Source organism: Legionella bozemanae, from assembly GCF_900450575.1.
GTDB classification, from domain to species: domain Bacteria; phylum Pseudomonadota; class Gammaproteobacteria; order Legionellales; family Legionellaceae; genus Legionella; species Legionella bozemanae.
This window is the reverse complement of record NZ_UGGY01000001.1, coordinates 1142844-1168892: the sequence shown is the minus strand read 5'-3', so window position 1 is coordinate 1168892 and position 26049 is coordinate 1142844. Positions and strand designations below refer to the sequence as shown.

Below are 26049 nucleotides of genomic sequence, written 5' to 3'. Positions count from 1 at the left end.
ACGAGTATGCATCATTTAAATGGATATTAATGATCATTACTCATTGACCTGGAGCATTACTTTTTTTACAGTACGTCCACAATAAAGCATCAAAGAATTGCTCGCGTGGACAAACAAAATTTGTACAAAAAATTTAGTCAACCATTACTACAATGGTATGCCCTATACGGACGTAATAATCTTCCCTGGCAACAACCCCGAACACCCTACAGAGTATGGCTTTCTGAAATTATGCTTCAGCAAACTCAAGTACAAACCGTTATCCCTTATTTCGAACGTTTTATGCAGCGATTTCCCAACATAGATGCTTTGGCTCAAGCAAACGATGATGAGGTACTTTCTTTGTGGTCAGGACTTGGTTATTACAGCCGTGCCCGAAATCTTCATCAAACCGCAAAAATAGTGATGCAACAGTATGGTGGTGTATTTCCTGATGATTATCAGTTACTAAAAGAATTACCAGGAATTGGTCCATCTACTGCAGCAGCTATTGTGTCACAAGCCTTTAACCAACCTGTCGCGATTCTTGATGGAAATGTTAAACGAGTTTTAACTCGTTTTTTCAGAATTAAAGGTTATCCTGAACAAGCACAAGTAAAAAAAACACTGTGGGAACTGGCTGACTCGTGCATGCCTCATGAAAATTGCGCTGATTATACTCAAGCAATTATGGATTTAGGTGCACTATGCTGCACTTCAAAAAAACCGGATTGCCTTAATTGTCCTCTTCAGAACAATTGTCTTGCATTGAAATACCAAGAACAACATCTCTATCCTGAAAAAAAAGTAAGAAAACCCATACCTATTCAATACCAACAATTTCTGGTTTTACACAATGAACAAGGCCACATTTATTTAGAAAAAAGACCTCCTATAGGGTTATGGGGTGGCTTATGGTGTTTACCCAGTCTGGATGAAGGAGATTGTCCCCTGGATTTTATTCGTCTGAATTATGATTTATCCGGAGACTCACCACAGCAACTTTTAAATTTTAAACATCGTTTTAGCCATTTTCATTTGGAAATCAATGCGCTGAGCATAAAAACTAAAGCATTAGGCAACATAATGTCTGAGCAACAAGGGCAGTGGTTTGCAAAAGAGCAAATACATTCTATAGGATTAGCTCAACCCACCAGCAAAATATTATCGTTTCATTACACTATGTTATTTAAAAAACGATAAGTTTCGTAAGTAATCTATTAATCCGAGCTAAAACTATAATTGATTCAATGCATTAAATATAGCTCTATCCAGACCAAGCTCATTTAACTTAATGAGCCCCCGCTGGCTAATATTTTAATCGCTACTTTTGCATCAGGTTGGCCTAAATTAGCAGCAGCATTTATCCAAAACCAAGCTTTTTTTCGGTCTTCTACTACTCCTTTACCATAATAATACATATAACCTACAGCATATTGCGCATCAGGTTGACCTTGCTGAGCTAATGGTTTTAAACGGATAAAAGCCTTACGGTAATCTTCGACTCTGAAACTATCAATTCCTTCACGCAAATTAATTTTGTTAGTGACAGCACATCCAGCAAGAGCAGAAATAAAAATTACACCGATTAATCGATTAAATAAACGTCTCATAAATTTTTATCCCCTTCCAAAGGCTTTGCTACTGGCTCAAAGATTAATTCATTTTTGGGTAAACTTAAACTCTCTAAAGTACCATTACGTTCAACCAAAATCCCGGCAGCCATAATACGTTTGATCACAGCACCACCAGGTATCGTATCACCCAATTTATAAGTGCTTTCCTCTCCATTCGCAGAACGAATGATGACTTGGGAGTCATCTATCTTATTAGCAAATAAGATCCCTACTAAAGTAACATTCAACATGGATTTTTTAATACTGGATAAATTATTTGAAACATAAACGCCAAATAAAGAAGAGTGTAAAATCGCATCAAAGGAATTCTGTTTTGCTATCACCGGCATCTCTTTTGTGGTTTCAGGTACCGTCTGACGAGTTATAGGGGAAAAGATTAAAGTAGCGTATTCAGCGATAATCAGTACGGAAAACAATGAAATCAAGACAATAATAATCCATTGTGCGTATTTTGCTGAAAATAAAGCATGAAGATCAAATTTCATTGCCAAAACGACCCCTGAACTATTAATTGCCTGTACATGAAAACTTCGCTATGCCCTGACTAAACCCCAAAAAAGTAGAACTTGCCTATACATACAACCCCCACTAGAATATCCTACATAAACCACTCTGAAAAGATCACTCTTTGCTAATGCAAGAAAGTATCGACATAAAAATTTTACAGCCCTTAAGGATAGTCCAATGAAAAAGCATCACTTTGAAACTCGAGCCATTCATGCTGGCCAGGAACCATGTCCAAGTACCGGTGCAGTTATGACTCCTATCTATGCAACATCTACCTACAAACAAATGGCTCCAGGGGAACATCTTGGCTATGAGTACTCTCGTACACATAATCCAACTCGTGGAGCCTATGAAGGATGTATCGCCAGTTTGGAGTCAGGTGAGCGTGGTTTTGCTTTTGCTTCTGGAATGGCTGCAATCAACACAATTATTGATTTATTAGATGCAGGAGATCATGTTGTTGCCATGGATGATCTTTATGGAGGCACATTCCGTTTATTTGATAAGGTTAAAACACGCACATCTGGATTATCCTTTTCTTTCATAGACATGTCTGACACGCGCAATATAGAGGCTGCGATTACCCCCAAAACCCGTATGATCTGGGTAGAAACACCCTCAAATCCCATGTTAAAACTGGCTAATTTACGTGAAATAGCAGTGATAGCAAAACGCCATAATCTTATAGCAGTTGCAGACAACACTTTTGCAACTCCCTGGATTCAGAAACCTATAGAGTTAGGATTTGACATCGTACTGCATTCAGCAACTAAATACCTTAATGGTCATTCAGACGTAGTCAGTGGGGTTGTAGTTGTTGGTGATAATCCTAATTTAGCAGATAAAATTGCTTTCCTGCATAACTCCTGCGGCGGAATTGCAGGTCCATTTGATAGTTTTCTTGTTTTAAGAAGTCTGAAAACTTTATCGTTGCGTATGGAAAGACATTGCGAGAACGCACTTCATTTAGCAAATTGGTTGAGTACGCAATCTAAAGTAAAAAAAGTTATTTATCCAGGCCTTACAAACCATCCCCAACATGAGTTAGCTAAAGAACAAATGCACGGATTTGGCGGCATGATTTCCATGGTAATTGATGGCGGCATTGATGCAGCCAAACATTTTCTTGCTCGTTGTGAGTTGTTTACGCTCGCTGAAAGTTTAGGTGGTGTAGAAAGCTTGATAGAGCATCCAGCAATTATGACTCATGCGTCTATACCTCCAGAAAAGCGTAAAGCGTTGGGCATAGAGGATGGATTTATTCGACTCTCTGTAGGCATAGAACATGTGAAAGATTTACAAGCTGATTTGGAATATGCGCTTGCATATTAAAGCGAGGATGCCATTGGCTAGCCTGGGTGCAGCGCAGCGAAACCCGGGGGAGTTCTTAATCAGTTGACCCGGGTTTCGCTGCGCTGCACCCAGGCTACAAATGACACAGGAAAAATAGATGCAGACTTTACAAACTCTAATTGAACACGCTTTTGAACAACGCCAAACATTATCAATTGATACAGCATCTCCTGAACTTATTGCGGCGGTGAATGAAGTACTTTCTTGTTTGGACAACGGCCAGTACCGAGTTGCGGAGAAAATAAATAATGAATGGGTAGTTCATCAGTGGATAAAAAAAGCGGTTCTTTTATCTTTTAGACTTTATCCCAATCAAGTGATTGATTCAGGTTTCTGTCAGTTTTATGACAAAGTACCCCTCAAATACAACAACTATACTGAAGAACAATTCAAACAAACAGGAGTGCGCGTGGTTCCGCATGCCATAGTTCGCAAAGGTGCTTACATTGCAAAAAACTGCGTTTTAATGCCATCTTATGTCAATGTAGGCGCATATATTGATGAAGGTGTCATGGTTGATACCTGGGCGACTGTGGGTTCTTGCGCTCAAATCGGCAAAAACGTGCACCTTTCAGGTGGAGTAGGCATAGGCGGTGTTTTAGAACCCTTGCAAGCCAACCCCACAATTATCGAAGACAATTGTTTTATCGGTGCCCGCTCAGAAGTCGTCGAAGGCGTTATCGTAGAACGAAACTCCGTATTATCTATGGGTGTCTACTTAGGACAAAGCACTAAAATATATAATCGTCTCACTGGAGAAATTACTTATGGCCGTATTCCGGCAGGATCAGTGGTAGTCGCAGGGAGTCTGCCCAGTGAAGACAAAAGTTACAGTTTGTATTGTGCGGTCATTGTAAAACAGGTAGATGAAAAAACAAGAGCAAAAGTAAGCATTAATGAACTATTGAGAGCAAGTTAGCATGACGAAAGTATCTCCTGATCTAGAGGCAGACTTACAAGAAATCGTAACAAAACTTGTTCATTTTCCCTCGATTACACCTGAAGATGCGGACTGCCAAGAATTTATGATCCATTTTTTGGAACAAGCAGGATTTACTTGCCAACGTATGAATAAAGGGCCTGTTTCCAACTTCTTTGCTTCTTATGGAGAATCAGGCCCTTTGCTTGTATTTGCTGGTCATACCGACGTGGTTCCTGTGGGTGACCTAGCAAAATGGCTGTCTGATCCTTTTATAGTGGAAAATAAAAATGGAATGCTCTATGGGCGTGGTGTTGCTGACATGAAAGGAAGTCTTGCGTGCATGCTGCTTATGGCACAACGATTCGTAAATACTTATCCCAAATTTCAGGGAAGATTAGGTTTCCTTATCACTAGCGGTGAAGAAGGTAATGATTATGATATGGGCACACCTTATGTCATGCAACTCCTGGAAAATCAAGGCATTCACATTGATTATTGCATTGTAGGGGAGCCATCAAGTACTCATCGAGTGGGTGATGTAATCAAAATTGGCAGGCGTGGTTCATTAAGTGCCCAAATTACCTTACATGGGAAACAAGGGCATGTCGCCTACCCTCATTTGGCAGACAACCCAATACATAAAATTAGTCCCGCACTTGCGAAGCTGACCACAACACTTTGGGATCAGGGTAACGATCATTTTCCGCCAACATCCATGCAAATTACCCACCTCCAATCAGGAGGCCATGCTGCAAATATAATTCCTGGAGAGTTGGTTCTACACCTGAATTTTAGATACTCAACAGAACAAACACACCGCTTATTAAAAGAAAAAGTCATTGCTACTTTTCAAGAGCACGATCTGAATCCTATTATTGAATGGCGTCTAAGTGGTGAACCTTTCTTGACTTCCCAAGGTGCCTTATTGGAAAGCTGTAAGGAAGCAATCCTCGCACACACTGGAAATTCACCGGAACTTTCTACCAGTGGTGGAACATCTGATGGCCGCTTCATTGCACCTTATGGTGTTGAAGTAGTAGAACTCGGACCCGTTAATACCACCATTCACCAAGTAAATGAATGTGTTTCCTTAAGTGATCTGTATCAATTAGAAATTTTATATTTTTCGATCTGCGAAAAATTATTAATTAATTAATGTTGTAGTCTATACTTTGAGAAATACAGTTGAATTTATTGCAATTTTGTAGCTTTGTAGCCTGGGTGCAGCGAAGCGAAACCCGGGGGTTTCTAAATAAATTCCTGGGCTTCGCTCGCTGCACCCAGGTTTTTATAGCTTCACTTACTAAGCTTTAGGACAAGACGCAAGTGAATGAGGCGAAGGAGTGTATATATAAGCCGAGTGAGCTTGCAACGCAGTATAAACTTAGTTGGCGAGGCTATAGAGGACGATTCTATAAAAAGGAGAGACAAGCATGAAAGGTTGCAAATTAAGCCCTGTGGGTCTAGGTCTTGCATTTGGGGTTCTTTGGGGCATATCTATTTTAATGCTGGGGCTACTTGCTTACTATTATACCTACGGACATGGTTTTGTAGTTGCAGTAGGTTCTTTATATCCTGGATATGAGCCTTCAATCAAAGGAAGTTTATTAGGAGCTGTTATAGGCTTCATTGATGCATTCATCACAGGCTTTCTGATTGCTTGGCTATATAATTTGTTTAGTGGCTGCAAGTGCGTCTGTTGTGACAAGCAAAAGGATGTGGAAGTAAAAGATGTCAGAGTAAAAAAAGAGCCGAAAGTAAAAAAGGTTGAGAAGTAAAATAGTAGTTGAACTCTGGTGCTGGCTTGCAAAGCCCAGCACCAGAGTTCAAAGAATCTCAGGTTAGTAACCTTTAGCTCAACCTACATAAGATGCAAGTGATTAGTTTACAACATGCCATGTACCATCTGGCTGACGGCATGCACTACCACGTAATGTTTGTGGTTTTCCATCAATGATTGCCTTAGTTAGATACTCACGGCAAGGCAAGCGTTCACGATAATAAGTACGGGTAGGTTGTACTGTATAACTATTTCCAGTGTCTGGGTTTGACCAATGTACTGATTTGCCGGTGGGTGCAGTTTCTAAGGCACGTTGCATTTCCATTCTATCCACTTTATCCATATATTTACCAATTTGACCACCTAAATAAGCACCAGCAATAGCACCACCTGCTGTTGCAGCCAATTTAGCTGCAGGGCCACCACCAAATTGGCTTCCAATCAATCCGCCGATAACTCCACCTGAGATAGTACCTACGTCTTCATGATTCATTGAGGCACAACCAACCAATAATAAAGACAATGATGCAACAGCTATTTTTTTCATAACATATCACCCAATTAAAAGGTTATAGAAATCGGTTGTAATTCTAACATCACGCTCAGTTATTATCCATAGTTAAGAGAAATCTAAATATTTTAGCCTGGATGTAGCAAAGCGAACCCCAAGTTTACCTAAGCTCCACATCATTGCTTCCAGGCTACAATGTGCGCGGATTACAATCAAAAATAATTCATTTAATCGTGACGCACTCGCTCAGAAATCTGACATAATAATTCATAACCTGAAGTTCCTGCTGCTTGTGCAATTCGCTCAACTAAAATATGTATCCCCCAAAGCTCAACAGGTGCTCCAGGTTTTATTTCGGGATGATCTGTTAAGTCTACAGCAAGCATATCCATTGAAACTCGCCCTACAATAGGAACCTCTTTGCCTTGCACCCAAACCGGGGTATTTGCCGCAATATGCCGTGGATAACCATCACCATAACCCGCAGCAACAATACCAATGATGGAAGGTTTTTCGCTTTTCCAAATACCACTATACCCAACTTGAGCCAAAGGAGGATTATGATGAACTGCACTAATTGCTGAAACAAAACGCATTACAGGAAGCAAACCCAAATCAATTGCAGTCTGATCGGCAAAAGGTGACACACCATAAAGCATAATACCAGGCCTGACAACATCCATATGAGTTTGTGGAAAAGAAATAATAGCAGCTGAATTGGCAACACTGCGTTGGCTAAACCCAGAGACAGAAATACTCTCAAACAAAGTAATTTGCTGATAATTTTCTATACGTTCAGGTTCATCTGCACACGCTAAATGGGTCATCAAGCCAATCTCTTTATCCACCCAAGGACAAGACTGCAATGCATCCATTACTCCTTGCAATTCATGAGTCTTAAAACCCAAACGATGCATGCCCGTATTCACTTTAACCCAAAGTTTTACCGGCGTATCCAGAGGGGTATTTAAAAGCCACTGCACTTGATGCGGTTGATGAATCACGCATCCAAATTGATGCTGTGCTACCACCTTAAATTCATCAGGACTAAATATGCCTTGAAATAGAATACAATGAGTTCGTATTCCAATTTTACGAAGAACTAGGGCTTCCTCAATACAAGCGACACCAAAAGCATCTACATGTCCTTCCAATATTGGTGCTACAACATGTACACCACAACCATAAGCATTGGCCTTAACCATAGCAATTATTCTCTTGCCTGGGGCAAAATGTCTTATTCGCGTTAAGTTATGATGTAAAGCGCTTGGCTCTATCACCAGTTTGGTAGGTCTGGACACCTAATCTACCCCTTGATAACCATTATAAGCTAAATCTTCAAAACGAGTGTATTTACCAATAAAGGCTACACGAACCTTACCAATTGGACCATTTCTTTGTTTGGCCACAATGATTTCTGCTGTTCCCTTATCTGGACTGTCTTCATTATAGACTTCATCTCGATAAATAAAACAAATTAAGTCGGCATCTTGTTCGATCGCACCAGATTCACGCAAATCAGACATAACAGGACGTTTATCTGCGCGTTGTTCCAAACTTCGGTTCAACTGGGATAAAGCAATAACCGGTACCTGTAGTTCTTTTGCAAGCGATTTAAGACTACGTGAAATTTCAGATATTTCTGCTGTTCTATTATCAGCGTTAAACCCGGGCACTTTCATTAATTGCAAATAGTCTACCACAATTAGACCCAAGTTACCTTGATCCTTGGCCAGCCGCCTGGCTCGCGCACGCATTTCCCCAGGACTTAAAGCGGGGGTATCATCTATAAATAAAGGGGCTTCCGAAAGCATATGTACGGCTGAGGTCACGCGAGGCCAATCATCATCATCCAGTTTACCCGTTCTAATCTTATGCTGATCAATGCGCCCTAAAGAAGACATCATTCTCATGGCCAAAGAATCCGCCGGCATTTCCATAGAAAAAACAAGCACAGGTTTTCCAGATTTAATCGCACCATGTTCTGCCATATTCATAACTAAAGTCGTTTTACCCATGGAAGGACGACCCGCAACAATAATTAAATCAGAAGGTTGCAATCCTGAAGTCATTTCATCCAAATCAGACAAACCTGTGGCAAGCCCAGTAATTGCATCACCATTATGATAAAGTGCATCAATTTTTTCCACTGCACGAACTAAAATTGATTTTATATTTTCAGGCCCGCCATCGCCGCCTGTTTGTTCGCCTATAGCAAAAACTTTAGTTTCTGCCATATCAAGAAGCTCAGGAACTTGTCTACCTCCAGGATTATATGCTGAATCAGCAATTTCGGTGGCTACAGTAATAAGCTGTCTCTGCACTGATTTTTCGCGAACTATATCAGCATAAGCAGATACGTTAGCAACGCTGGGGGTATTATTAGCCAATTCGAACAAATAGGCTTCCCCACCAGCATCATCTAATTCGTTATGAGACTTTAATGCATCAAGCAAAGTCACTACATCAAAAGGTTGATCTTTTTTTACCAAAGTGGAAATTGCTCGAAATAAAATTCGATGCTCGGTGCGATAAAAATCTGCTTCACATAATTTATTACTGACTTTGTCCCAAACCTGATTGTCCAACATTAATCCACCAATAATGGATTGCTCCGCTTCCACTGAATGAGGAGGGCGTTTTAATGGATCAACTGTTTTTTTGGAATTTTGCAGATCGTACATAGTCGTGATGTAATGAGAAACTTGGAACAAGGTCTATTGTAATGTTCTTTTACATAGATGTCATCCCGAACAAAGCCGTTCGGGATGAATTATGTTGTTAAGCTACTGTTTTTTCCAAACTTGAGTACGTCCCAATAAGGAAATACCCAGATATCCTCGGACTAAAAGTTTATTTCCCTGAGCAGTGATTTTAGCGCGATAGATTTTCCCTGATTTAGGATCTAAAATAGAGCCACCGCCCCACTCATTATCCCCTTCTTGCTTTAATCCCCACATAAAGGTCAATCCTTCAACTTTTTTTCCTTTAAACATACCAGGACAATTTTGGCAAATTCCAGTATCACCTGGTTGTGGAAATACCTTATTAATAACTGCACTTAAAGTACCACCCGACTCACTAATGGTAACAATGGCTCTTTTCTTACCGGTTTTATCATCAATTGTGACCCACTTACCTACTGGCGATGCGGCAAGTGCTGCAGGTAAATAAAACACAGCAACAAAAAAACCACAAGCTAGCTTCCATAAGTTCATAATTTTCTCCATGTTTACAATCATTTAATAGCTTATGCTATGATTGAATACTATGCCAGCATTAACGAAGTAATTTTTTATAAATGAGTGTGCCATGTAATCTGGGTGCGTAGCAGAACCCGGGATTAAGAAGTTTGTTGATATCGTAAACACGAGTTCCGCTGCGCTGCACCCAGGCTACAAGGGTAATCACATTATATTTAGGGAGTCTGTTTCCAATTCGTTCTCTTGAGTCATTGGAAACAGGCCCTACTCTAATGGCGTAAAAAACCGCTCTACATCTTCTTCGCTTAAAGCCATTGCTTTGGCCGGATCAGCAGATAAAACCCCTTCAACTAATTGTCTCTTTTTCTCTTGCATTCCTAAAATAGCTTCTTCCACTGTACCCGAAGTAATTAATTTATAGACAAATACGGGATTTTCCTGACCTATTCGATGTGTTCTATCTGTAGCTTGGTCTTCTACTGCAGGATTCCACCAGGGATCATAATGAATTACTGTGTCAGCACGCGTTAAGTTAAGCCCCGTGCCGCCTGCTTTCAAGCTGATAAGAAAAATTGGAACTTTTCCTTCCTGAAATTTTTCTACCATTGCTTGTCGATGTACTGTTTGGCCTGTTAACTTTAAATAATCATAACTTCTCGCATGCAATTCATCTTCAATTAACTGCAACATGGAAGTAAATTGTGAGAAAACCAGGACCCGCCTTCCTTCGCCTATCAAGTTATCCAACAGATCCATTAATGTCTCAAGTTTTGCAGAAGTACCATGAGCAATAGCTGCTGCGGGTAAAGACAATAATCTGGGATCACAACAAACCTGCCGTAATTTCAATAACGCATCCAGCAAAAGGATATGGCTTTTACCCAATCCCTGTTTTGCAATCGCATCACGAACTTTTTTCTCCATACTCATTCGAATTGCTTCATATAGATCACGCTGTGGCCCAATAATTTCTATAATACGCGTCATTTCTGTTTTAGGAGGTAATTCACGAGCTACCTGATTTTTTGTTCTCCTCAATATAAAAGGCTGTACTCTCTTTGTCAGCACCTCTCTTCTATTCAAATCAGCATATTTCTCAATAGGAGTTCGGAACCAGAGTCTAAATTGCTTCGCGTCACCCAATAAGCCAGGCATCAGAAAATGAAACAAAGACCATAATTCACCCAAGTGATTTTCCAAAGGCGTGCCTGTCAGGCATAAACGATGGGTAGCATGTAACTGCTGAATAATCTGTGTCGTTTTCGTACGTGTATTTTTAATAAATTGCGCTTCATCCAAAATCAGATAATAAAAAGAATAAGTTACAAATTTCTCTTTATCTCGGTGGATCAATCCATAAGTAGAAACAACGATATCATAGTCATCAAAATTATCCTGATGGCGCTCGGAACCATGATAAATTAAAACCTTTAATGATGGAGTAAAACGTTTTGCTTCAGCCTCCCAGTTCCCCACAAGACTTGTTGGCGCAACAATTAAGGTTGCTGCTTTAATACGACCTTGTTCTTTTTCATATTGTAAATGAGCCAAGGTTTGTACTGTTTTACCCAACCCCATATCGTCAGCAAGAATGCCACTGAAATGGCTTGTTCGCAAAAATTGCAACCAATTTAAACCATAGCGTTGATAATCCCTGAGCTGAGCATGCAAACCAAGGGGTGGTTGTATTTCAGGAATATGGGTTAATTGAGACAATTGTCTTATTTGATCCCTTAAAATTTCAGCGCCTTGCCAACGTGTTTTGGTTGCCGCAATAGCTAACTCAGCTTCACGCATTAAAATAAGCTGATATTTGTTAATTTGTAAGTGCTGATTTTCATCTATATGGCGCAAGCCAAATTGAAGTAACAGGCGAACCAAAGGTTTAATTCGTCCCATTTCTAACTGCAATGCACGTCCGTCATGCAAAGGCAGCTTGACTAATTGCGTATCCAGAAGATTATCCAAATCATTGCCACTGTAACGATGAATTAAATCTGCTACCAAAGGGACAATACTGACTGGTTTACCCTCAACCAAAATTCCCAATTGATATGAGAAAAAATCGGTTGTATTTTCATGCAGGTCAGAATACCACTCTACATCATCAGCATGGATCACTTCTTGATACAATGGACTGACACATTCAACACGCCAACCGCGACTTTTTAATTCAGGCACCAACTGACTGTAAACAAACTGCAAATCTGCCGAGACATTAATATTCTGCAAAACAAAATCAGCCTGTTTTACTTTTTCCCACTGTTCATTTTCCCAGGCTCTAGGTGTCCTTAACTCAAGTATTTCCTGCACTTCATCCCATTTTGATTGCTCAAAATCTCTATAACGGGTGTATTCAATTAAAAGCTCCTCCTGCTGACACACAACGGTATTACATTCTTCAGAACCGGCAATCATTAAACCTGCATAATCAAAAAGAATACGCGCTGTAAATAAGGCATGCAGTTCTTCTTCAGTGTCATAAAGCCAGGAAGATTCATTATCCAATTCATTAATGGCATCTAGAATAAGAACAGGTACTGGTGTCACTTGTCGAACCTCCCGCTTTGCAAAAACCTGCGGTACGGGAAACTCAGGACATGTTTTAGCCATTTTGCTTGCTAGTAATTCAGCCTGCTCCATTGGAATTGGAGGTGCTTTCAATAAATAACTCAATTGTTTTATTGGATATGGAGTAATTAAACGTCCCATTTTGTCTTCAGAACGATTAAAATACCAACTTTCATCCAACAGCAACGGCTCAAGCTCATTTCCTTCATGCATTAACAATAAATTTTGATGACCATTATGCGATAGCACCCATTCACAAGTACCTTGAATAGCCTCCCCCAAATGAATTGGCTCATCCTGATTTTGTATAAAAAAAGCTCTTCCAGTTGCAATGATTCGTTCTAATAATTCACTATTGCGAATGGTTAATGTATCAAACCAACCTGCAACCCCGCATTTAAACAGAAGAAGTGCTACCAAATCATTATCATCGCCAATAAAATGCTGCTTTTTGGAATCAGAGAGACTGTTAAACGGGATCATTTTTCCATAGCCACCGCGTTTTAATAGCTTGGCTAAAGCTAACTTAATGGCGATCCGGTGCTCATAGCCATCAAGTTTTAGTTCTATGAGATAAACTAAATGATGCGTCGCTTCGGGCGCTTTCACAATTGCAGCTTCTTGAGCGCGCAAATTTTTCAACCAGCTATCGAGCCGTTTATCTAATTTATTACCCGCAAAAGATTGGGAGCTTACTTTTTCTCTATCACGCAGGGCAAGCAGACACGCAGCGGCATGTTTACAATTGTATTGATAATTACAAGTGCAATGCGCTAGTTTTTTTGGCCAGACCTTCAAATCCATATGTATATCATAAATTTGACTCGAACTCCCTTTAACTCGACCTTTTAATAGACCATCACTAAAGCGGATATTAAGTACGTGTCCATTTTCAAAATATTCTTGGCCTCGTAATAATATTTTGGCCTCAAAGACCTCTGGCATTTTTGAGAGTGCTTCATTTAACATAAATGTGTTTTTTACTGGACAAAGGATCTATTTTAGTCAATTTTTAAAATAATTAACATTTTTATCTTTAAATTAAAGGTTCTTTATATTAGTTTATCGCTCTTTAGGGACTTTTAGAGTATTTATAAAGAGTATATATCATGCAGAACAAGCTTACTGTGCTTATGGCACAAATCAATCCCACGGTTGGTGCTTTAGAATCCAATAAGGCTCAAATTATAGAGGTTATAAAAAGCAAACAAGCTGATCACAATGTAATACTCTTCCCCGAATTGGCTTTAACTGGTTATCCTCCTGAAGATTTGCTCTTTCGTAAGGAATTTCAACAAGCGGTTGCCGAACATTTAAAACAGATTCAGGCCGTAACAAAAGATTGCTATGTCCTTGTGGGACACCCAAGCCTGAAAGAACAACAACTGTACAATAGCGTGAGTATTTTTTTTAAGGGACAAAAAGTTGCAGAATATCACAAGCAAAATTTACCTAACTATCAAATTTTTGATGAAGCACGTTATTTTACCCCCGGAGAAAAAAATCCATGTATTCTGGATGTAAATCATTACAAAATAGGCGTGATTATTTGTGAGGATTTATGGTATCCAGGTCCCGCAGAAGATTTAATTGAGAAAGGAATTTCTGTCTTACTCGTTTTAAATGCATCTCCATTTGATTACAGTAAATATCAAAAACGAGAAGACCTTTTAAAATCTTATGCAAAACGCGGCATATCAATAATCTATGTAAATCAAATTGGTGGTCAGGATGAACTATTATTTGATGGTCAATCATTAGCAATTGATTCACAAGGCAGGGTTTGTGCGCGCTCCCCTGCATTTAAAAAGGATTTATGTACTGTAGCTATCCAGGCAAATCATGTTGAAGGTGCCTTGTCTCCCCTTCTTGAATTTGAGCCATTAATCTATGAAGCATTAATTTGCGGCACTCGAGATTATGTGAATAAAAATCATTTCCCTGGAGTTCTGATTGGGCTTTCTGGAGGAATTGACTCAGCATTAACTTTAGCTGTAGCAGTCGATGCTTTAGGAGCGGATCGGGTTCATGCGGTGCTTATGCCTTCACGTTACACTGCGCAAATGAGTAACGAAGACGCTTTAACGCAAATAGAAAAATTGAACGTATCCCATTCCACGCTTTCGATTGAACCCGCTTTTAATGCTCTAATGGCCACTCTTGAACCCGTATTTACAGGGCGAACTCCCGATATAACTGAAGAAAATATTCAAGCACGGATTCGCGGCGTGTTGATTATGGCATTGTCTAACAAAACTGGCAAAATGGTACTTACCACTTCGAATAAAAGTGAATCTGCCGTAGGCTATGCTACATTATATGGAGATATGGTCGGAGGATTTGCTGTATTAAAAGACGTACTTAAAACCCAAGTTTATGCCCTAGCACGCTATCGTAACCGCCTATCTGAAATCATTCCCGAACGCGTTCTAACCCGCGCTCCGTCAGCTGAATTAAGACCCGATCAGACCGATCAGGACAGTTTGCCTGACTATACAACATTAGATGCAATCATTGTTGCCTATATGGAGAAAAACTTAACTCCCAAAGAAATAGTTCAGCAAGGCTATGCCCCAGAAACCGTAACTAAAGTAATTCAATTAATTAGACGTAATGAATACAAACGACGCCAATCCGCACCAGGAATTAAAATAAGCCCAACCGCTTTTGGGAAAGACTGGCGTTATCCAATTACCAATGGTTTTTTAGGATCGTAATTTTTTTCCCCACATTCCGCAGATGCGGGATGTGGGGAAAAATAACTTGCGTTACACTTGGGGCATAAGATATTAGCTAATTATTTAAAGATTTAGTTTCACGTACTTCTGATTGTTCCTCAGCAACTTTGTGTTGTTGCCAAAAAGTAGGTAATTGTGAAAGCGCCGCATATCTACTTTTATCTAATTTCTTGGGAATTTCTTTTTGAGGTTCTTCAACGACTTCTAGTTTAGATGGATTAACTTTATCAGTGGCTATTTTCTCCAAACGGGCCTTCATATGTTGTTCTAGTAAGGCAAATTGTTTTAGGTCTATTCTGCCTCTAGATTCCTTAGTTTTATCAACTACCAGCTCTCCGTGATCATTTCTCCTTTGCAATGCTTGAGATAACATGCTATTTGCTTGCAATACATGAGATAACTTGTTATTCATTTCATGCAGTTTTGATGAAGCAATTGATTGGGCAGTATTTAATTGCAGTAAATAAGCTTTTAATTGCAAAATATCCCCTTCAAGTAAGGAATCTTTATGATCAGCTAGCCAGGAATTCAGCTTTGAACCTTCAGATAAAGTAATGTCCTTTGGGACTCCCATACTATTTATCCAGCAAAGACTTGTTTCACTCTTTGTACATCGTAAAACAAAGGTTGATGTCATCCCATTTGTTATAAGCTCATCGTTTGTCAAAGCACTATGAGTTTTTGGATTTTCTGGATTGATAACTAATTGAACTTTAGCAAGATATTGTTCTCTTGCTTTGAGACACTCTAGTTTAATCCGTTTTAAATGTACTGGGTTTAATTTTTCTATATCTTGACCTTCTAATGTCGCCAGTTTTTGTGCTAACTCATCGCCTGGAGTAAGCGGATAAACCTCGCCAGTTACATCGATCCAAGAAATATGCCATTGATCATTTTTATAATTTATAACAAAAACAGTTTTGTCTTGTTGCGTGGATTGATATTGTTTCGCAGCAACCAGATTATTAAAAACCATCACGTTTTCAGTTAACTGGCGTGCGCTTTCGCGAGCTGCTTGACGCTCAATTTCTCGTGCTTTCTTATCTTCTAATGTAGCCTTATATTGAGCCATAAAATTATTAATCTCTATCAATACTTCGTCTTTAAGATCCATGATAAAGTTAGGCATAAGATGATCTTCTAAAGGCTGATAATCAGGGACTGCGTCGATTAATTCAAGAAAGAGGTAATAATTATAGGAACTTTTCACATTCCACGCACCGTCACTGATCATGAGCTTTAATTCTTGCAAGCGAGTATAAGCATCAGGAAAATCTTTCATCACATTAATTGATTGTCCTATTTTTTCACCGCGAGTTCTGGTGTATTGATAAATCCAACCAGTTATCCATGATTTTACGGGTTGTTCATATTTTTCTTCTGCTCTTCGAGCAATAGCAACTATTCTTTTGCGTCCCTCTTCTGACTCATTTGCAATTATAGCCACTACCTGCTCAACAAATTCTTTAGATATTTTTAATGGTTTTTTTTTTGGCATTTTTTGAAACTCCCTTTTCATGATGCAAATTTATCTTTACATTAATATTAATTTCATACAAGTAGAAAATTATTATGCTAAATTGATCGCATGCGTATAATCATGTTAATTTTTCTACATCATGCGAGGTTATAATAATTATCTTCCCCTAAATATCTTTCCATAAACTGAATGGTTTAGACTAACTTTTTAAAGGCAAAATTGGACTCATTTTAGATTTGAAACTTATGCACTAACAAAGTTTTGTCACAGCCGCATTATCTCGATTGGTTACACTTACTGCAGCATCCCACATAAAGTATTTTTATACAAAGATGCCAATTGGAAGTATAGTCTCTGTTTTAAATTCTGCCATAAAAATGTATCGATTGAATTTTGAGCATATTAGTGTCATCGATTCTGTTGATGCCAATACATACTCCAGAACTAAAAAATTTTTTCTATGGAAGCAAAAACATTTTTTGATGATAAAAAATACTTACGCACTCCTCCTTTCCAAAATATGCGCTTCTAGTACTTGCAAATTTAAAGTAACGAGTTAACATGATTCGATAAAAAATAATAACAAAGGGATGTTATGAAATTTGCATTTTTTTCAGTTACATTATTAGCAAGTGGTATTGCTGCAGCAGCAACTCCAGTCAATGGATGGTATTCCGGCGCATTTGGTGGATATACTCATTTAAATGGAAATGTATCTAAAAACATTTTGGGATTTCAGTTTGATAACGTTGATTATGAAAGTGGTTTTAATGCTGGATTACGCTTAGGCTATCAAAGCAACCCTATGCGCTTTGAATTGGAATATACTTACTTACGTGCCAATACCCAAAGCTTTCAAGTTGATTTCATCGATCAAACCGGGGTATCAGGAAATACCACTGCCAACATAGGTATGTTTAATATTTATTATGATTTCCCCGATGTTATCCTACCCACAATTTCTCCTTTCGTAGGAGCGGGCGTAGGATATGCTTACATTCAAACTTCTTTAAACAGTACAGGCCCCTTTGGCGTAACCCTTTTTGACGATCAGCAAAATGCCTTCGCTTATCAAGGAACTGCGGGACTTACTTTTAATTTTGCAGAAAACTGGGCATTAAATGCTGCTTATCGTTATTTAGCAACAGCGAGTTCTGGCAATTTTGGTCGAACATTACAGGCACACATGGGCAGCGCTGGCGTTATTTATCGTTTTGATAACTGCAATTATAAGTAATTGAGCATAACACGTCTCTCATTGCCTACGTCCCGCGGACAAACTGCGGGACGTAGGAGTCTACATGATTAACAAATTAAAAAGCTCAGGATATCTCAGTCTGGACACCCTTATTTTTTATCTGTAAGTTGATGAACTTTTGTGGAGTCTAACATTTGCGGTTCTTGCCACAAAGTCATAAATAAGACCATAACTAAAGGCCCTACAAACAAACCAAGCAGACCTAAAGTCTCTACTCCCCCAAGAATTCCAAATAACACAGCTAAAAAAGGCAACTCTATAGCACCACCAATTAACACCGGTTTAACAAAATGATCAGCAACAAACATTACTAAAGTTCCCCAAACCAGAACAATAATTGCGCCAATCATACTACCGAATGAAAACAGAATAATCGCTACTGTAATAAAAACTATAGGCACAACGAAGGGAATCATGGCTGCAAGTGCGGTGATAAATCCAACGAGAGTAGGTGCTGGGAAATCTACCAGACCATAACAAACCCCCATTAGGACACCCACACCTAACCCAACAACAATTGTTCCATTTACTGTAGCCCTCAATGCTCTAGGGAGTCTGTCTGCATAACGAAACCACCTTTTCCCCAAACAAGATTCCCCTACTTGATAAATCTGCAATATCAATCGATCGCCATCACGATAAAAGAAAAACAAACTCAACAGGGTAAAGCCCAGTTGAACACTTCGGTGCGCTAAATTGGAGCCTATTTGTTTTACATAATAGCTCGTTGGCGTTAATGATAAGTGAACATTAGACAGCAGGCTTTTAATCATTCCTGGCTTACCAATATGATTATCCCAATACATCACCAAATCATTTCCCATAAAGGGAAAGTCTTTTAAAAATTCAGGCGCCGCTCCACCTTGTTGATTTATAGCTTGTAAGAAATTAATAAATATCTGTAACTCCTTTATCAATAAACCCAATAACCAGCTTAATGGAAGTAGAAACAATAAACCGATTAACGTTGTAAAAAGTAAAGCAGATAAATTATCTTTTTTCCCAAAAAAATAACGCCATTTTTCATATAAGGGGTAAGTAGCAATAACAATTATGGATGCCCAGATCAACGATGGAATAAAACGATGAATAATAAATAAACTAAGAACTACAATTCCAACAGTCAAACCCATACTAATGAGTTCTTTATGGTTCTCATTCATTTATGCAAAACTCCATGCTAAAAGTTGCATTATTAACCAAGAAGGCACCGCAGCTAATACATCATCCAACATAATCCCAAATCCACCGCGCACTTTTTGATCAATATAATCTATTGGCTGTGGTTTCCAAATATCAAAAATTCGAAATAAAATAAATCCCCAGAGCATCCATATCACTCCTTTGGGAGCCAAAAACATAGTTAATAAATAACCGACAACCTCATCCCAAACGATCCCTTTATAATCATGTACCCCCAAATCCCGGGAAACTTTCTCACAAACCCAAACTCCCAATATAAATGCAAGCAGCGTAAAAAAAAGATAAACTGCCCAATTGGTTCCCATAAGTAGTAAATAGACAGGTATTGCAGCTAATGTCCCCCAGGTGCCTGGAGCAGTAGACATTAAACCACTACCAAAGCCAAAAGCGATGAAATAAATTGGATCTTGGAACACATTTTTTGCTAAATTTATTTGTTTCATTTCTCTTTCTCTATACTTAGCTTATTTTACAGGTTGTATCCAAATACGCTGCTAACGTACCATAGATCAAACCCTAGTTTTTGCTACTGAATCTTCTACACATCCCTGCAAAATCAGACCGGCTCTATTCCGACATCACGCTCCCACGACTTGTCCGCGGGGCATAAGCAGAGATGCGATCCAGAGACAGTTTTTGCTTCTAAGTCTACTAAAAATGTGAATAACCTGCTGGTTTTACCACATGACAGTGATTGTTCACATCTTTCATTCTCAAACCGGGTGTTGCTTCAATTACTCCAATAGGATAACAATGTAAATGAACTTCTTTACAATCATCCATCAATGAAACCAATCGATGTTCTGGTACTGTAAAACATAACTCATAATCATCTCCACCAGTCAATGCCAAATCAACTGCATTATCAGGCCAATACTTATCCAGTAGAGTATGCACTGGAATTGCCCCTTCATTAAGACATGCGCCAACATTGCTCGCAACACAGATATGATTTAAGTCAGCACTAAGCCCATCTGAAATATCTATAGCCGCAGTTGCATAACATCGTAAAAAATCAACTAAATCAATTCGAGGTTTGGGATGCAGTAATTTATTCATTAATTCAGATTTATCTTCTTGAGGCATTTTCTGATTTTCAAGAAATTTAATTGCTAAGGCCGCAGCACCCAACTCACCTGAAACCACAATTATATCCCCAGGTTTAGCACCATTCCGTGATATCGTTTTGTCTTTTGGCGTAGTACCAAAAACAGTTAGCGTTATTGATAAAGGACCTCGTGTTGTATCACCGCCTATTAAAGCCATATCAAATTGACTCAGTGAATCTTTTAATCCTTGCGCAAATAAAGTAAGCCATTGTTGATTGAGTTCAGGCAAAGTTAAAGAAAGAGTAACCCAACAAGGATCTGCTGCCATAGCAGCCATATCACTTACATTGGCCATAACTGACTTGTAAGCAATATCATAAGCACTCCATTGTGGGAGAAAATGAACTCCTGAAACTAAAGTATCCGTGCTCACCAGTAAGTTCATTTCTTGAGCAACTCGTACGCAAGCTGCATCATCACCAATACCTAATAATACATCATCTCGCTTGCAATCAAGTGGTTTAAAAAAGTGATCAATAAGTGAAAATTCATCCATATTTATGATTGATTTCAATTGAACGCACCTGTTGTGCCAAACTATTTAATACACCATTAACATAACGGTATCCATCCTGGGAACCAAATTCTTTAGTCAATGATATTGATTCATCAAGAACAACTTTATAAGGAATTTCAGGACAAAAGAGTAATTCAAAAGAGCCAATACGTAATACAGTCAGTTCAATGGGATTAAGTCCGGCAATTTCTCTGTCAAGAAAAGGAGTAATACGTGCTTCCAAAATCTCAACATGGGCAGGCACACCGTGTAAAATACGGCAAAAATAATCTACATCCACTTTATTCATATTATTAATGATACGAAATTGTGCCTCAATTTCATGCAATTCACTTCCGGACATTAACCATTGATAAAGAGCCTGAAGTGCTAATTTCCGGGCTTTTCTTTTACCGCTTATTGACTGCTTTTCCACCTTAACCTCATGAACTCTTCTTAAACATCTATAAAGTCCTTCTCTCTTAACTTTAAGAGAAGGGATAAAAAATTACTACCAGGGAGAACCTGTTTTCATTTCCCCCGAACTTGATCCGGGGCAAAATGGCCTGATTTTCGAGCATCGACACAGCATACACGGAGTATGTGGCGCATCAGAGTGCAGAAAACCAAGACCGTTTGGTCAAAATAGTAGAAAGGAAAACAAGTCCTATTCTTTATTCATCTGATCAATTGTCTGTCTAAAATCACTGACGTCTTTAAAGCGTTTATATACGGAGGCAAACCGTACATAGGCAACATGATCCAAACTATATAATTCTTTCATAACCAGCTCACCAATGATCTGGGAATCAATTTCTCGCTCCCCTCTACGGCGAATTTCTTGAGTAATCGAAATAATCGATGCTTCCAATGCATCGACACTTACTGGTCTTTTTTCCAAAGCGCGCAACATACCTGAGCGTAAATTATCGATGTTAAATGGCTCGCGCCTGCCATCACGCTTAACGATTAACGGCATGATTAATTCAGCTGTCTCAAAAGTAGTGAAACGTTCATGACATACAAGGCATTCTCGCCTTCTACGCACCTGGGCGCCTTCAGCGACCAGGCGTGAATCTACTACTTTCGTTTCTTCCGCATGGCAAAAAGGGCAAAACATAATTATTTATAAACCGGAAATTCACGACATAAAAGCAATACTTGCTCTTTAACTTTTGCTATAGTCGTTTCATTATTAATATCATCAAGAATATCTGCTATCCAATTGGATAAAAGCGTGATTTCTTTTTCTTTAAATCCTCTTGTGGTTACCGCTGGAGTTCCTAAACGTAATCCACTGGTCACAAAAGGAGAACGAGGATCATTTGGAACCGTATTTTTGTTCACGGTGATGTTTGCTTTATCTAAAGCCGAATCCGCATCTTTACCTGTGATGTTCTTATCAATTAAATCAACCAATAATAAATGATTGTCTGTACCGCCGGAAACAATCTTGTATCCACGGCTCATAAGTACTGAGGCCATGGTTCTGGCATTCAATAATACTTGTTGTTGATAAGTTTTAAATTCGGGCAATAAGGCCTCAGCAAAAGAAACCGCTTTGGCAGCAATTACGTGCATTAATGGACCACCTTGGTTACCAGGAAAAACAGAAGAATTTAATTTTTTCTCTATTTCTTCATTGGCACGGCATAAAATCATTCCACCTCTTGGTCCTCTAAGAGTCTTATGAGTCGTAGTTGTTACTACATCAGCATAAGGGACTGGAGAAGGATAAAGACCTACTGCAATCAAGCCGGCAACATGCGCAACATCTGCCATGAGATAAGCGCCTACTTTATCTGCTATTGCTCTGAATCGAGGCCAATCAAGGATGCGTGAGTAAGCGGAAAATCCCGCGATAATCAATTTGGGTTTATGCTCCAGAGCCAAACGCTCCAAAACATCATAATCAATTAAACCAGTTTGTGCATCAACGCCATAAGGTATCGCTTCATAAAGCCTCCCTGAAAAATTAACTTTGGAACCATGGGTTAAATGACCGCCATGCGGTAATGCCATACCTAAAATAACATCACCAGGAGCTAATAGAGCCATCATTACAGCAGCATTGGCTTGTGAACCCGAATGGGGTTGAACATTAACGTAATCCGCACCAAAAAGTTTTTTTGCACGCGCAATAGCAAGCTCTTCAGCGACATCAACATACTCACATCCGCCATAATAACGCTTACCAGGATAACCCTCAGCATATTTATTCGTTAATACAGAACCTTGGGCTTGCAAAACGCGTGGGCTTACATAATTTTCCGATGCAATAAGTTCTATATGCTCTTCTTGTCGGCGTTGTTCATCAACAATAGCTTGATATAATTCGTCATCAAAATTTTCTATGGTATAGCTTTGGTCAAACATGAGTAATCCTTGGGAAAATGGTTAAGGCTTAACGATGATGTCATTACGTACCCTGCTAACACCATCCACTCTCGCAGCAATAATCCCTGCTCTTTGTTTCAATCTTGGGGAAGCAACAAAACCACTGAGTTGTACTTCATCTTTAAAGGTCTTAACTTGTATTGCTAAGCCTGTACGCCCTAATTGATTCACTAATGTTGCTTTTACCTTAGCAGTAGTAGTCGAACTATCCAAAAACTCTCCTGTGCTTTCACTACCTGGAGATGCAACACATGCTATGATAAGTATAGATAAAAGTCCCACAAACAGCATTTTAAGTGAGTTACGCATCCAAAAACTCCCTAAAGAAAAAACGTCATAAGACTACCACAAAATTTACTTGGTTACGAATTGTGAATACAAATCGAAAATAATGTTTTTATTTTGATTAAAAATTGTCCCCAGCTGCAAAAACATAACCGGGAACATTAGGTTTTTATTCTCCGTGAGTTCTTCCAATTAATCATTAACCATGACGTTGGTTCCAGTTTCTGAAGGATGTTTCACTACCTGGTTATTTTTCTTGTCATGTCCATGAACATTGTTTGGCTTGGCATTATTTACGATAACTTGCTTCTGATCATTTGCATGATGGCCATGTGTCTTAGCTTGCTTAGAAGTCCCTTTTGTTTTTTTGTGATCTCGATAATGAGGGACAGGATGACGATAATCATGTGGACGCTCATCAAAACCATAAATTTCAGAGCGAGGAGGAACCGAGTGATAATAACCTGCCTCATAATATTCCGGTTCGGTCATTGCACACGCAGTTAAAAAAGATACTAACAAAAGACAAGGGATTAAACGCTTCATGAACAACTCCTGAAACACAAATAAAAAGGGAAGGTGCAATTGAATGCAACTTCCCTATTATCAAATAAGCTATTGCTTATTTTACTAATTTTACTAAATTACTTATTTCTTTGCTGTAATCTCAACTTTCTCGCCTTTAACACCTTTGTTCAGGTAGTTAACGATACGTACAGTACTATTTACGTTAGTCCAACCGGAATAAATAGTGCCGTAAGGGCCTTGAATTAAAAGATTCATACCAGAATGGCAGTAACCATAGTAATACAAGCTGATGTAATGAGGTGCATCATAATAGAATATTGTAAAAGGATCTAAGGGAGCCCCATCATCAAAAGAACCATATACACGGACATTGTCGATGCTGTTATTGATGATTTCAATTTCACAATAACCTGGATACATCGTTGATTTACCAGCAGACTTATGGTTTTTGTCAGCTTCGGTAGCTTTTGGGTGCAAATGTGCATTTGCTGCAAAAACTTGACCAATCAAACAAAAACAAAGAGCAAATAACAAGGACTTCAACTTCATGGTTTCTCCTTTGTGTGATGAAAGCTGCATAGTAGCAAAGTGTTGTATTTAGTCAATAGGATATTTTTATAACCATGAAATAAATAAAATTGAAACTTATAAGCACAATAAGGGTAATAAATTCATCTTTCATGTTATATTTGGCAAATTTCAAAAACCTATCGTTTTTTAACTTAGAAAAAGCAGTTGGCCCCATAGCACTGTGGGTTTCAACTGTTTTTTTAAGTTTAAGTATTTAGGTTTAAGTATTTCAGGGGGAGCATTAATGAAAAGGCGAATGATCATCATGGGAATAGCCTTATTGATTGTTTTTGGTGGAATCATTGCTTTTAACCTGATCAAGGGGTTATTGATTAAGCGTTTCTTTGCAAACTATCAACCACCTGCTGTCTCTGTCGCTTCAGCTGTCGCCCAAGCAGTAGACTGGCAACCGACTATTAATGCAGTAGGTAATTTCGTTGCATTTAATGGGGTTGAGGTCAGCTCTCAAGCCTCGGGAAACGTGGTCAAAATTGATTTTGAATCCGGGCAATACGTTGATAAAGATGCACCTTTAATTACGATTGATGACAGTGTTGATCAAGCGATATTAAAGTTTAATCAAGCAGAATTGACCCTGAAAACCTTAAGTTATAAACGTCAAAATGATTTATTCAAACGAGGCGCCTCCCCAATTTCCATGGTCGATGAAGCCAAAGCAAATCTTGATCAAGCCCAGGCAAAATTGGATCAAACTCAAGCACAAATCAATCAAAAGCATATCACTGCCCCCTTTGCTGGAAAATTAGGTATTCGACAAGTCAACCTAGGCCAATTTATCAGCCCAGGACAAACAACAATTGTTACCTTGCAATCACTAGATCCTTTGTATTTAGAATTTTATCTCCCAGAACAACTCTACAAACGTATTCGCCCAGATCAAACCATTACCTTTTCCGTAGAAGCATTCCCTAATGCTCTTTTTGAGGCGAAAGTCACTGCGATTAATGCTAAAGTGGATGTCAACACACATAACATGTTAGTTCAGGGTACTCTTGCAAATTGCCCTACAGCTGCAATTAAAGATCCCCAAAAATCCTCATTAATCACAACACGAAAAGAACCTATGGGAAATAAGCAAATTATCTCTTGCAATACCGATTTAAACAGTAAGAATAAAATTCATAGTTTTACCTTTGTACCAGGTATGTTTGCTTCGATTGAGATAAGCCAGCCTCCTGAACCGAATACCATCATTGTTCCTTCAACAGCTGTGTCGTACAGCTTATATGGGAATGCGGTTTACATTATAGAAAAAAATGCAGACGGTAAGAAAAACCCAGATGGTTCCGATCTGCTTACGGTCAAGCGCGTTTTTGTCACCACGGGTGAACAACGTGGAAATTATACCGTAATCAAGAAAGGAATTAAGGCAGGACAATTAGTTGTAAGCGCCGGAGAAATAAAATTACAAAATGGTACCCCTGTTGTAATCAATAATAATGTCAAATTAAATGAAATCAGTAATCCGGATATGTTGGGACAGTAAAATCAGTTGAATGCT

General features: G+C 38.9%; 25 protein-coding genes. 8 read left to right on the top strand and 17 right to left on the bottom strand.

From position 1 onward, the window contains the following. Window positions 1-105: 105 nt before the first annotated feature. Window positions 106-1182 (top strand): A/G-specific adenine glycosylase, encoded by a 1077-nt coding sequence (gene mutY, locus DY223_RS04960; RefSeq protein WP_058460371.1) that lies wholly within the window; start codon window positions 106-108, stop codon window positions 1180-1182. 83 nt (window positions 1183-1265) lie between these two features. On the opposite strand, the gene DY223_RS04955 is transcribed toward mutY, so the two are convergent. Both DY223_RS04955 and DY223_RS04950 read right to left on the bottom strand, forming a co-directional pair. Further along, the gene (locus DY223_RS04955) at window positions 1266-1592 is read right to left on the bottom strand and encodes an SEL1-like repeat protein (protein ID WP_058460370.1); all 327 of its coding nucleotides are present in this window, start codon (window positions 1590-1592) and stop codon (window positions 1266-1268) included. Continuing rightward, window positions 1589-2101: a type II secretion system protein N gene (locus tag DY223_RS04950; protein WP_058460369.1), complete on the bottom strand. Its 513-nt coding sequence runs from the start codon at window positions 2099-2101 to the stop codon at window positions 1589-1591. Before DY223_RS04950 ends, DY223_RS04955 begins: the two co-directional genes overlap by 4 nt. 199 nt (window positions 2102-2300) lie before the next feature. Between DY223_RS04950 and DY223_RS04945 the strand changes: the two genes are divergently transcribed. From DY223_RS04945 to DY223_RS04930, 4 genes are all read left to right on the top strand, one after another. Next, complete coding sequence (locus DY223_RS04945) at window positions 2301-3455, top strand: trans-sulfuration enzyme family protein (RefSeq protein WP_058460368.1); 1155 nt, start codon at window positions 2301-2303, stop codon at window positions 3453-3455. 118 nt (window positions 3456-3573) lie between these two features. Then, complete coding sequence (gene dapD / locus DY223_RS04940) at window positions 3574-4395, top strand: 2,3,4,5-tetrahydropyridine-2,6-dicarboxylate N-succinyltransferase (RefSeq protein WP_058460367.1); 822 nt, start codon at window positions 3574-3576, stop codon at window positions 4393-4395. Window position 4396: 1 nt separating this feature from the next. Next, the gene (gene dapE / locus DY223_RS04935) at window positions 4397-5554 is read left to right on the top strand and encodes a succinyl-diaminopimelate desuccinylase (RefSeq protein ID WP_058460366.1); all 1158 of its coding nucleotides are present in this window, start codon (window positions 4397-4399) and stop codon (window positions 5552-5554) included. A gap of 277 nt (window positions 5555-5831) precedes the next feature. Then, on the top strand, window positions 5832-6176 hold the full coding sequence (locus tag DY223_RS04930) for a bacteriophage holin (RefSeq protein WP_058460365.1): 345 nt from the start codon (window positions 5832-5834) through the stop codon (window positions 6174-6176). A gap of 102 nt (window positions 6177-6278) precedes the next feature. On the opposite strand, the gene DY223_RS04925 is transcribed toward DY223_RS04930, so the two are convergent. From DY223_RS04925 to DY223_RS04905, 5 genes are all read right to left on the bottom strand, one after another. Then, window positions 6279-6725, bottom strand: a complete 447-nt coding sequence (locus DY223_RS04925; RefSeq protein ID WP_058460364.1) for an RT0821/Lpp0805 family surface protein — start codon at window positions 6723-6725, stop codon at window positions 6279-6281. Between the two features lie 191 nt (window positions 6726-6916). After that, window positions 6917-7990, bottom strand: a complete 1074-nt coding sequence (gene alr, locus DY223_RS04920) for an alanine racemase (RefSeq protein ID WP_058460363.1) — start codon at window positions 7988-7990, stop codon at window positions 6917-6919. After that, a complete protein-coding gene (gene dnaB, locus DY223_RS04915; protein WP_058460362.1) occupies window positions 7991-9373 on the bottom strand; it encodes a replicative DNA helicase in 1383 nt (460 codons plus the stop codon). It abuts the gene before it with no gap. Window positions 9374-9475: 102 nt separating this feature from the next. Further along, window positions 9476-9907: a DUF2147 domain-containing protein gene (locus tag DY223_RS04910; RefSeq protein WP_058460361.1), complete on the bottom strand. Its 432-nt coding sequence runs from the start codon at window positions 9905-9907 to the stop codon at window positions 9476-9478. Between the two features lie 249 nt (window positions 9908-10156). Beyond that, window positions 10157-13432, bottom strand: a complete 3276-nt coding sequence (locus tag DY223_RS04905; RefSeq protein ID WP_058460360.1) for a DEAD/DEAH box helicase — start codon at window positions 13430-13432, stop codon at window positions 10157-10159. A 140-nt stretch (window positions 13433-13572) separates the two neighbouring features. Here DY223_RS04905 and DY223_RS04900 point away from each other — a divergent pair, with 140 nt between their 5' ends. Next, window positions 13573-15180 (top strand): NAD+ synthase, encoded by a 1608-nt coding sequence (locus DY223_RS04900; protein WP_058460359.1) that lies wholly within the window; start codon window positions 13573-13575, stop codon window positions 15178-15180. A gap of 76 nt (window positions 15181-15256) precedes the next feature. On the opposite strand, the gene DY223_RS04895 is transcribed toward DY223_RS04900, so the two are convergent. Then, on the bottom strand, window positions 15257-16699 hold the full coding sequence (locus DY223_RS04895; protein ID WP_058460358.1) for a hypothetical protein: 1443 nt from the start codon (window positions 16697-16699) through the stop codon (window positions 15257-15259). A 577-nt stretch (window positions 16700-17276) separates the two neighbouring features. Here DY223_RS04895 and DY223_RS04890 point away from each other — a divergent pair. Then, complete coding sequence (locus tag DY223_RS04890) at window positions 17277-17918, top strand: outer membrane protein (RefSeq protein WP_058460357.1); 642 nt, start codon at window positions 17277-17279, stop codon at window positions 17916-17918. A 110-nt stretch (window positions 17919-18028) separates the two neighbouring features. Here DY223_RS04890 and DY223_RS04885 read toward each other — a convergent pair whose 3' ends face one another. From DY223_RS04885 to DY223_RS04845, 9 genes are all read right to left on the bottom strand, one after another. Next, window positions 18029-19102: an AI-2E family transporter gene (locus tag DY223_RS04885; protein ID WP_058460356.1), complete on the bottom strand. Its 1074-nt coding sequence runs from the start codon at window positions 19100-19102 to the stop codon at window positions 18029-18031. Then, window positions 19103-19585 (bottom strand): phosphatidylglycerophosphatase A family protein, encoded by a 483-nt coding sequence (locus DY223_RS04880; protein ID WP_058460355.1) that lies wholly within the window; start codon window positions 19583-19585, stop codon window positions 19103-19105. A 208-nt stretch (window positions 19586-19793) separates the two neighbouring features. After that, on the bottom strand, window positions 19794-20747 hold the full coding sequence (thiL, locus tag DY223_RS04875) for a thiamine-phosphate kinase (protein ID WP_058460354.1): 954 nt from the start codon (window positions 20745-20747) through the stop codon (window positions 19794-19796). Further along, window positions 20740-21183: a transcription antitermination factor NusB gene (gene nusB / locus DY223_RS04870; protein WP_058460353.1), complete on the bottom strand. Its 444-nt coding sequence runs from the start codon at window positions 21181-21183 to the stop codon at window positions 20740-20742. Before nusB ends, thiL begins: the two co-directional genes overlap by 8 nt. Before the next feature lie 231 nt (window positions 21184-21414). Next, window positions 21415-21867, bottom strand: a complete 453-nt coding sequence (gene nrdR / locus DY223_RS04865) for a transcriptional regulator NrdR (RefSeq protein ID WP_058460352.1) — start codon at window positions 21865-21867, stop codon at window positions 21415-21417. A 2-nt stretch (window positions 21868-21869) separates the two neighbouring features. Further along, entirely contained in the window at window positions 21870-23123 is a 1254-nt protein-coding gene (gene glyA, locus DY223_RS04860) for a serine hydroxymethyltransferase (protein ID WP_058460351.1), read from the bottom strand. A gap of 21 nt (window positions 23124-23144) precedes the next feature. After that, window positions 23145-23453, bottom strand: a complete 309-nt coding sequence (locus DY223_RS04855) for a BON domain-containing protein (protein WP_058460350.1) — start codon at window positions 23451-23453, stop codon at window positions 23145-23147. Between the two features lie 168 nt (window positions 23454-23621). Further along, window positions 23622-23975, bottom strand: coding sequence for a hypothetical protein (locus DY223_RS04850; RefSeq protein ID WP_064115050.1), 354 nt, complete (start codon window positions 23973-23975; stop codon window positions 23622-23624). Between the two features lie 102 nt (window positions 23976-24077). Then, window positions 24078-24506, bottom strand: coding sequence for a hypothetical protein (locus tag DY223_RS04845; RefSeq protein WP_058460349.1), 429 nt, complete (start codon window positions 24504-24506; stop codon window positions 24078-24080). Between the two features lie 265 nt (window positions 24507-24771). Between DY223_RS04845 and DY223_RS04840 the strand changes: the two genes are divergently transcribed. Continuing rightward, window positions 24772-26034 carry an efflux RND transporter periplasmic adaptor subunit gene (locus tag DY223_RS04840; protein ID WP_058460348.1) on the top strand — a complete coding sequence of 421 codons (1263 nt, stop codon included), beginning with the start codon at window positions 24772-24774 and terminating at the stop codon, window positions 26032-26034. Window positions 26035-26049: the final 15 nt, after the last annotated feature.

Bases quoted from the DNA above. Each gene is read 5' to 3' on its own strand.
- DY223_RS04955 (WP_058460370.1), bottom strand. From the start codon at position 1,592: ATGAGACGTTTATTTAATCGATTAATCGGTGTAATTTTTATTTCTGCT.
- DY223_RS04950 (WP_058460369.1), bottom strand. From the start codon at position 2,101: ATGAAATTTGATCTTCATGCTTTATTTTCAGCAAAATACGCACAATGG.
- DY223_RS04945 (WP_058460368.1), top strand. From the start codon at position 2,301: ATGAAAAAGCATCACTTTGAAACTCGAGCCATTCATGCTGGCCAGGAA.
- dapD (WP_058460367.1), top strand. From the start codon at position 3,574: ATGCAGACTTTACAAACTCTAATTGAACACGCTTTTGAACAACGCCAA.
- dapE (WP_058460366.1), top strand. From the start codon at position 4,397: ATGACGAAAGTATCTCCTGATCTAGAGGCAGACTTACAAGAAATCGTA.
- DY223_RS04930 (WP_058460365.1), top strand. From the start codon at position 5,832: ATGAAAGGTTGCAAATTAAGCCCTGTGGGTCTAGGTCTTGCATTTGGG.
- DY223_RS04925 (WP_058460364.1), bottom strand. From the start codon at position 6,725: ATGAAAAAAATAGCTGTTGCATCATTGTCTTTATTATTGGTTGGTTGT.
- dnaB (WP_058460362.1), bottom strand. From the start codon at position 9,373: ATGTACGATCTGCAAAATTCCAAAAAAACAGTTGATCCATTAAAACGC.
- DY223_RS04910 (WP_058460361.1), bottom strand. From the start codon at position 9,907: ATGAACTTATGGAAGCTAGCTTGTGGTTTTTTTGTTGCTGTGTTTTAT.
- DY223_RS04905 (WP_058460360.1), bottom strand. From the start codon at position 13,432: ATGTTAAATGAAGCACTCTCAAAAATGCCAGAGGTCTTTGAGGCCAAA.
- DY223_RS04900 (WP_058460359.1), top strand. From the start codon at position 13,573: ATGCAGAACAAGCTTACTGTGCTTATGGCACAAATCAATCCCACGGTT.
- DY223_RS04895 (WP_058460358.1), bottom strand. From the start codon at position 16,699: ATGCCAAAAAAAAAACCATTAAAAATATCTAAAGAATTTGTTGAGCAG.
- DY223_RS04890 (WP_058460357.1), top strand. From the start codon at position 17,277: ATGAAATTTGCATTTTTTTCAGTTACATTATTAGCAAGTGGTATTGCT.
- DY223_RS04885 (WP_058460356.1), bottom strand. From the start codon at position 19,102: ATGAATGAGAACCATAAAGAACTCATTAGTATGGGTTTGACTGTTGGA.
- DY223_RS04880 (WP_058460355.1), bottom strand. From the start codon at position 19,585: ATGAAACAAATAAATTTAGCAAAAAATGTGTTCCAAGATCCAATTTAT.
- thiL (WP_058460354.1), bottom strand. From the start codon at position 20,747: ATGGATGAATTTTCACTTATTGATCACTTTTTTAAACCACTTGATTGC.
- nrdR (WP_058460352.1), bottom strand. From the start codon at position 21,867: ATGTTTTGCCCTTTTTGCCATGCGGAAGAAACGAAAGTAGTAGATTCA.
- glyA (WP_058460351.1), bottom strand. From the start codon at position 23,123: ATGTTTGACCAAAGCTATACCATAGAAAATTTTGATGACGAATTATAT.
- DY223_RS04855 (WP_058460350.1), bottom strand. From the start codon at position 23,453: ATGCGTAACTCACTTAAAATGCTGTTTGTGGGACTTTTATCTATACTT.
- DY223_RS04850 (WP_064115050.1), bottom strand. From the start codon at position 23,975: ATGAAGCGTTTAATCCCTTGTCTTTTGTTAGTATCTTTTTTAACTGCG.
- DY223_RS04845 (WP_058460349.1), bottom strand. From the start codon at position 24,506: ATGAAGTTGAAGTCCTTGTTATTTGCTCTTTGTTTTTGTTTGATTGGT.
- DY223_RS04840 (WP_058460348.1), top strand. From the start codon at position 24,772: ATGAAAAGGCGAATGATCATCATGGGAATAGCCTTATTGATTGTTTTT.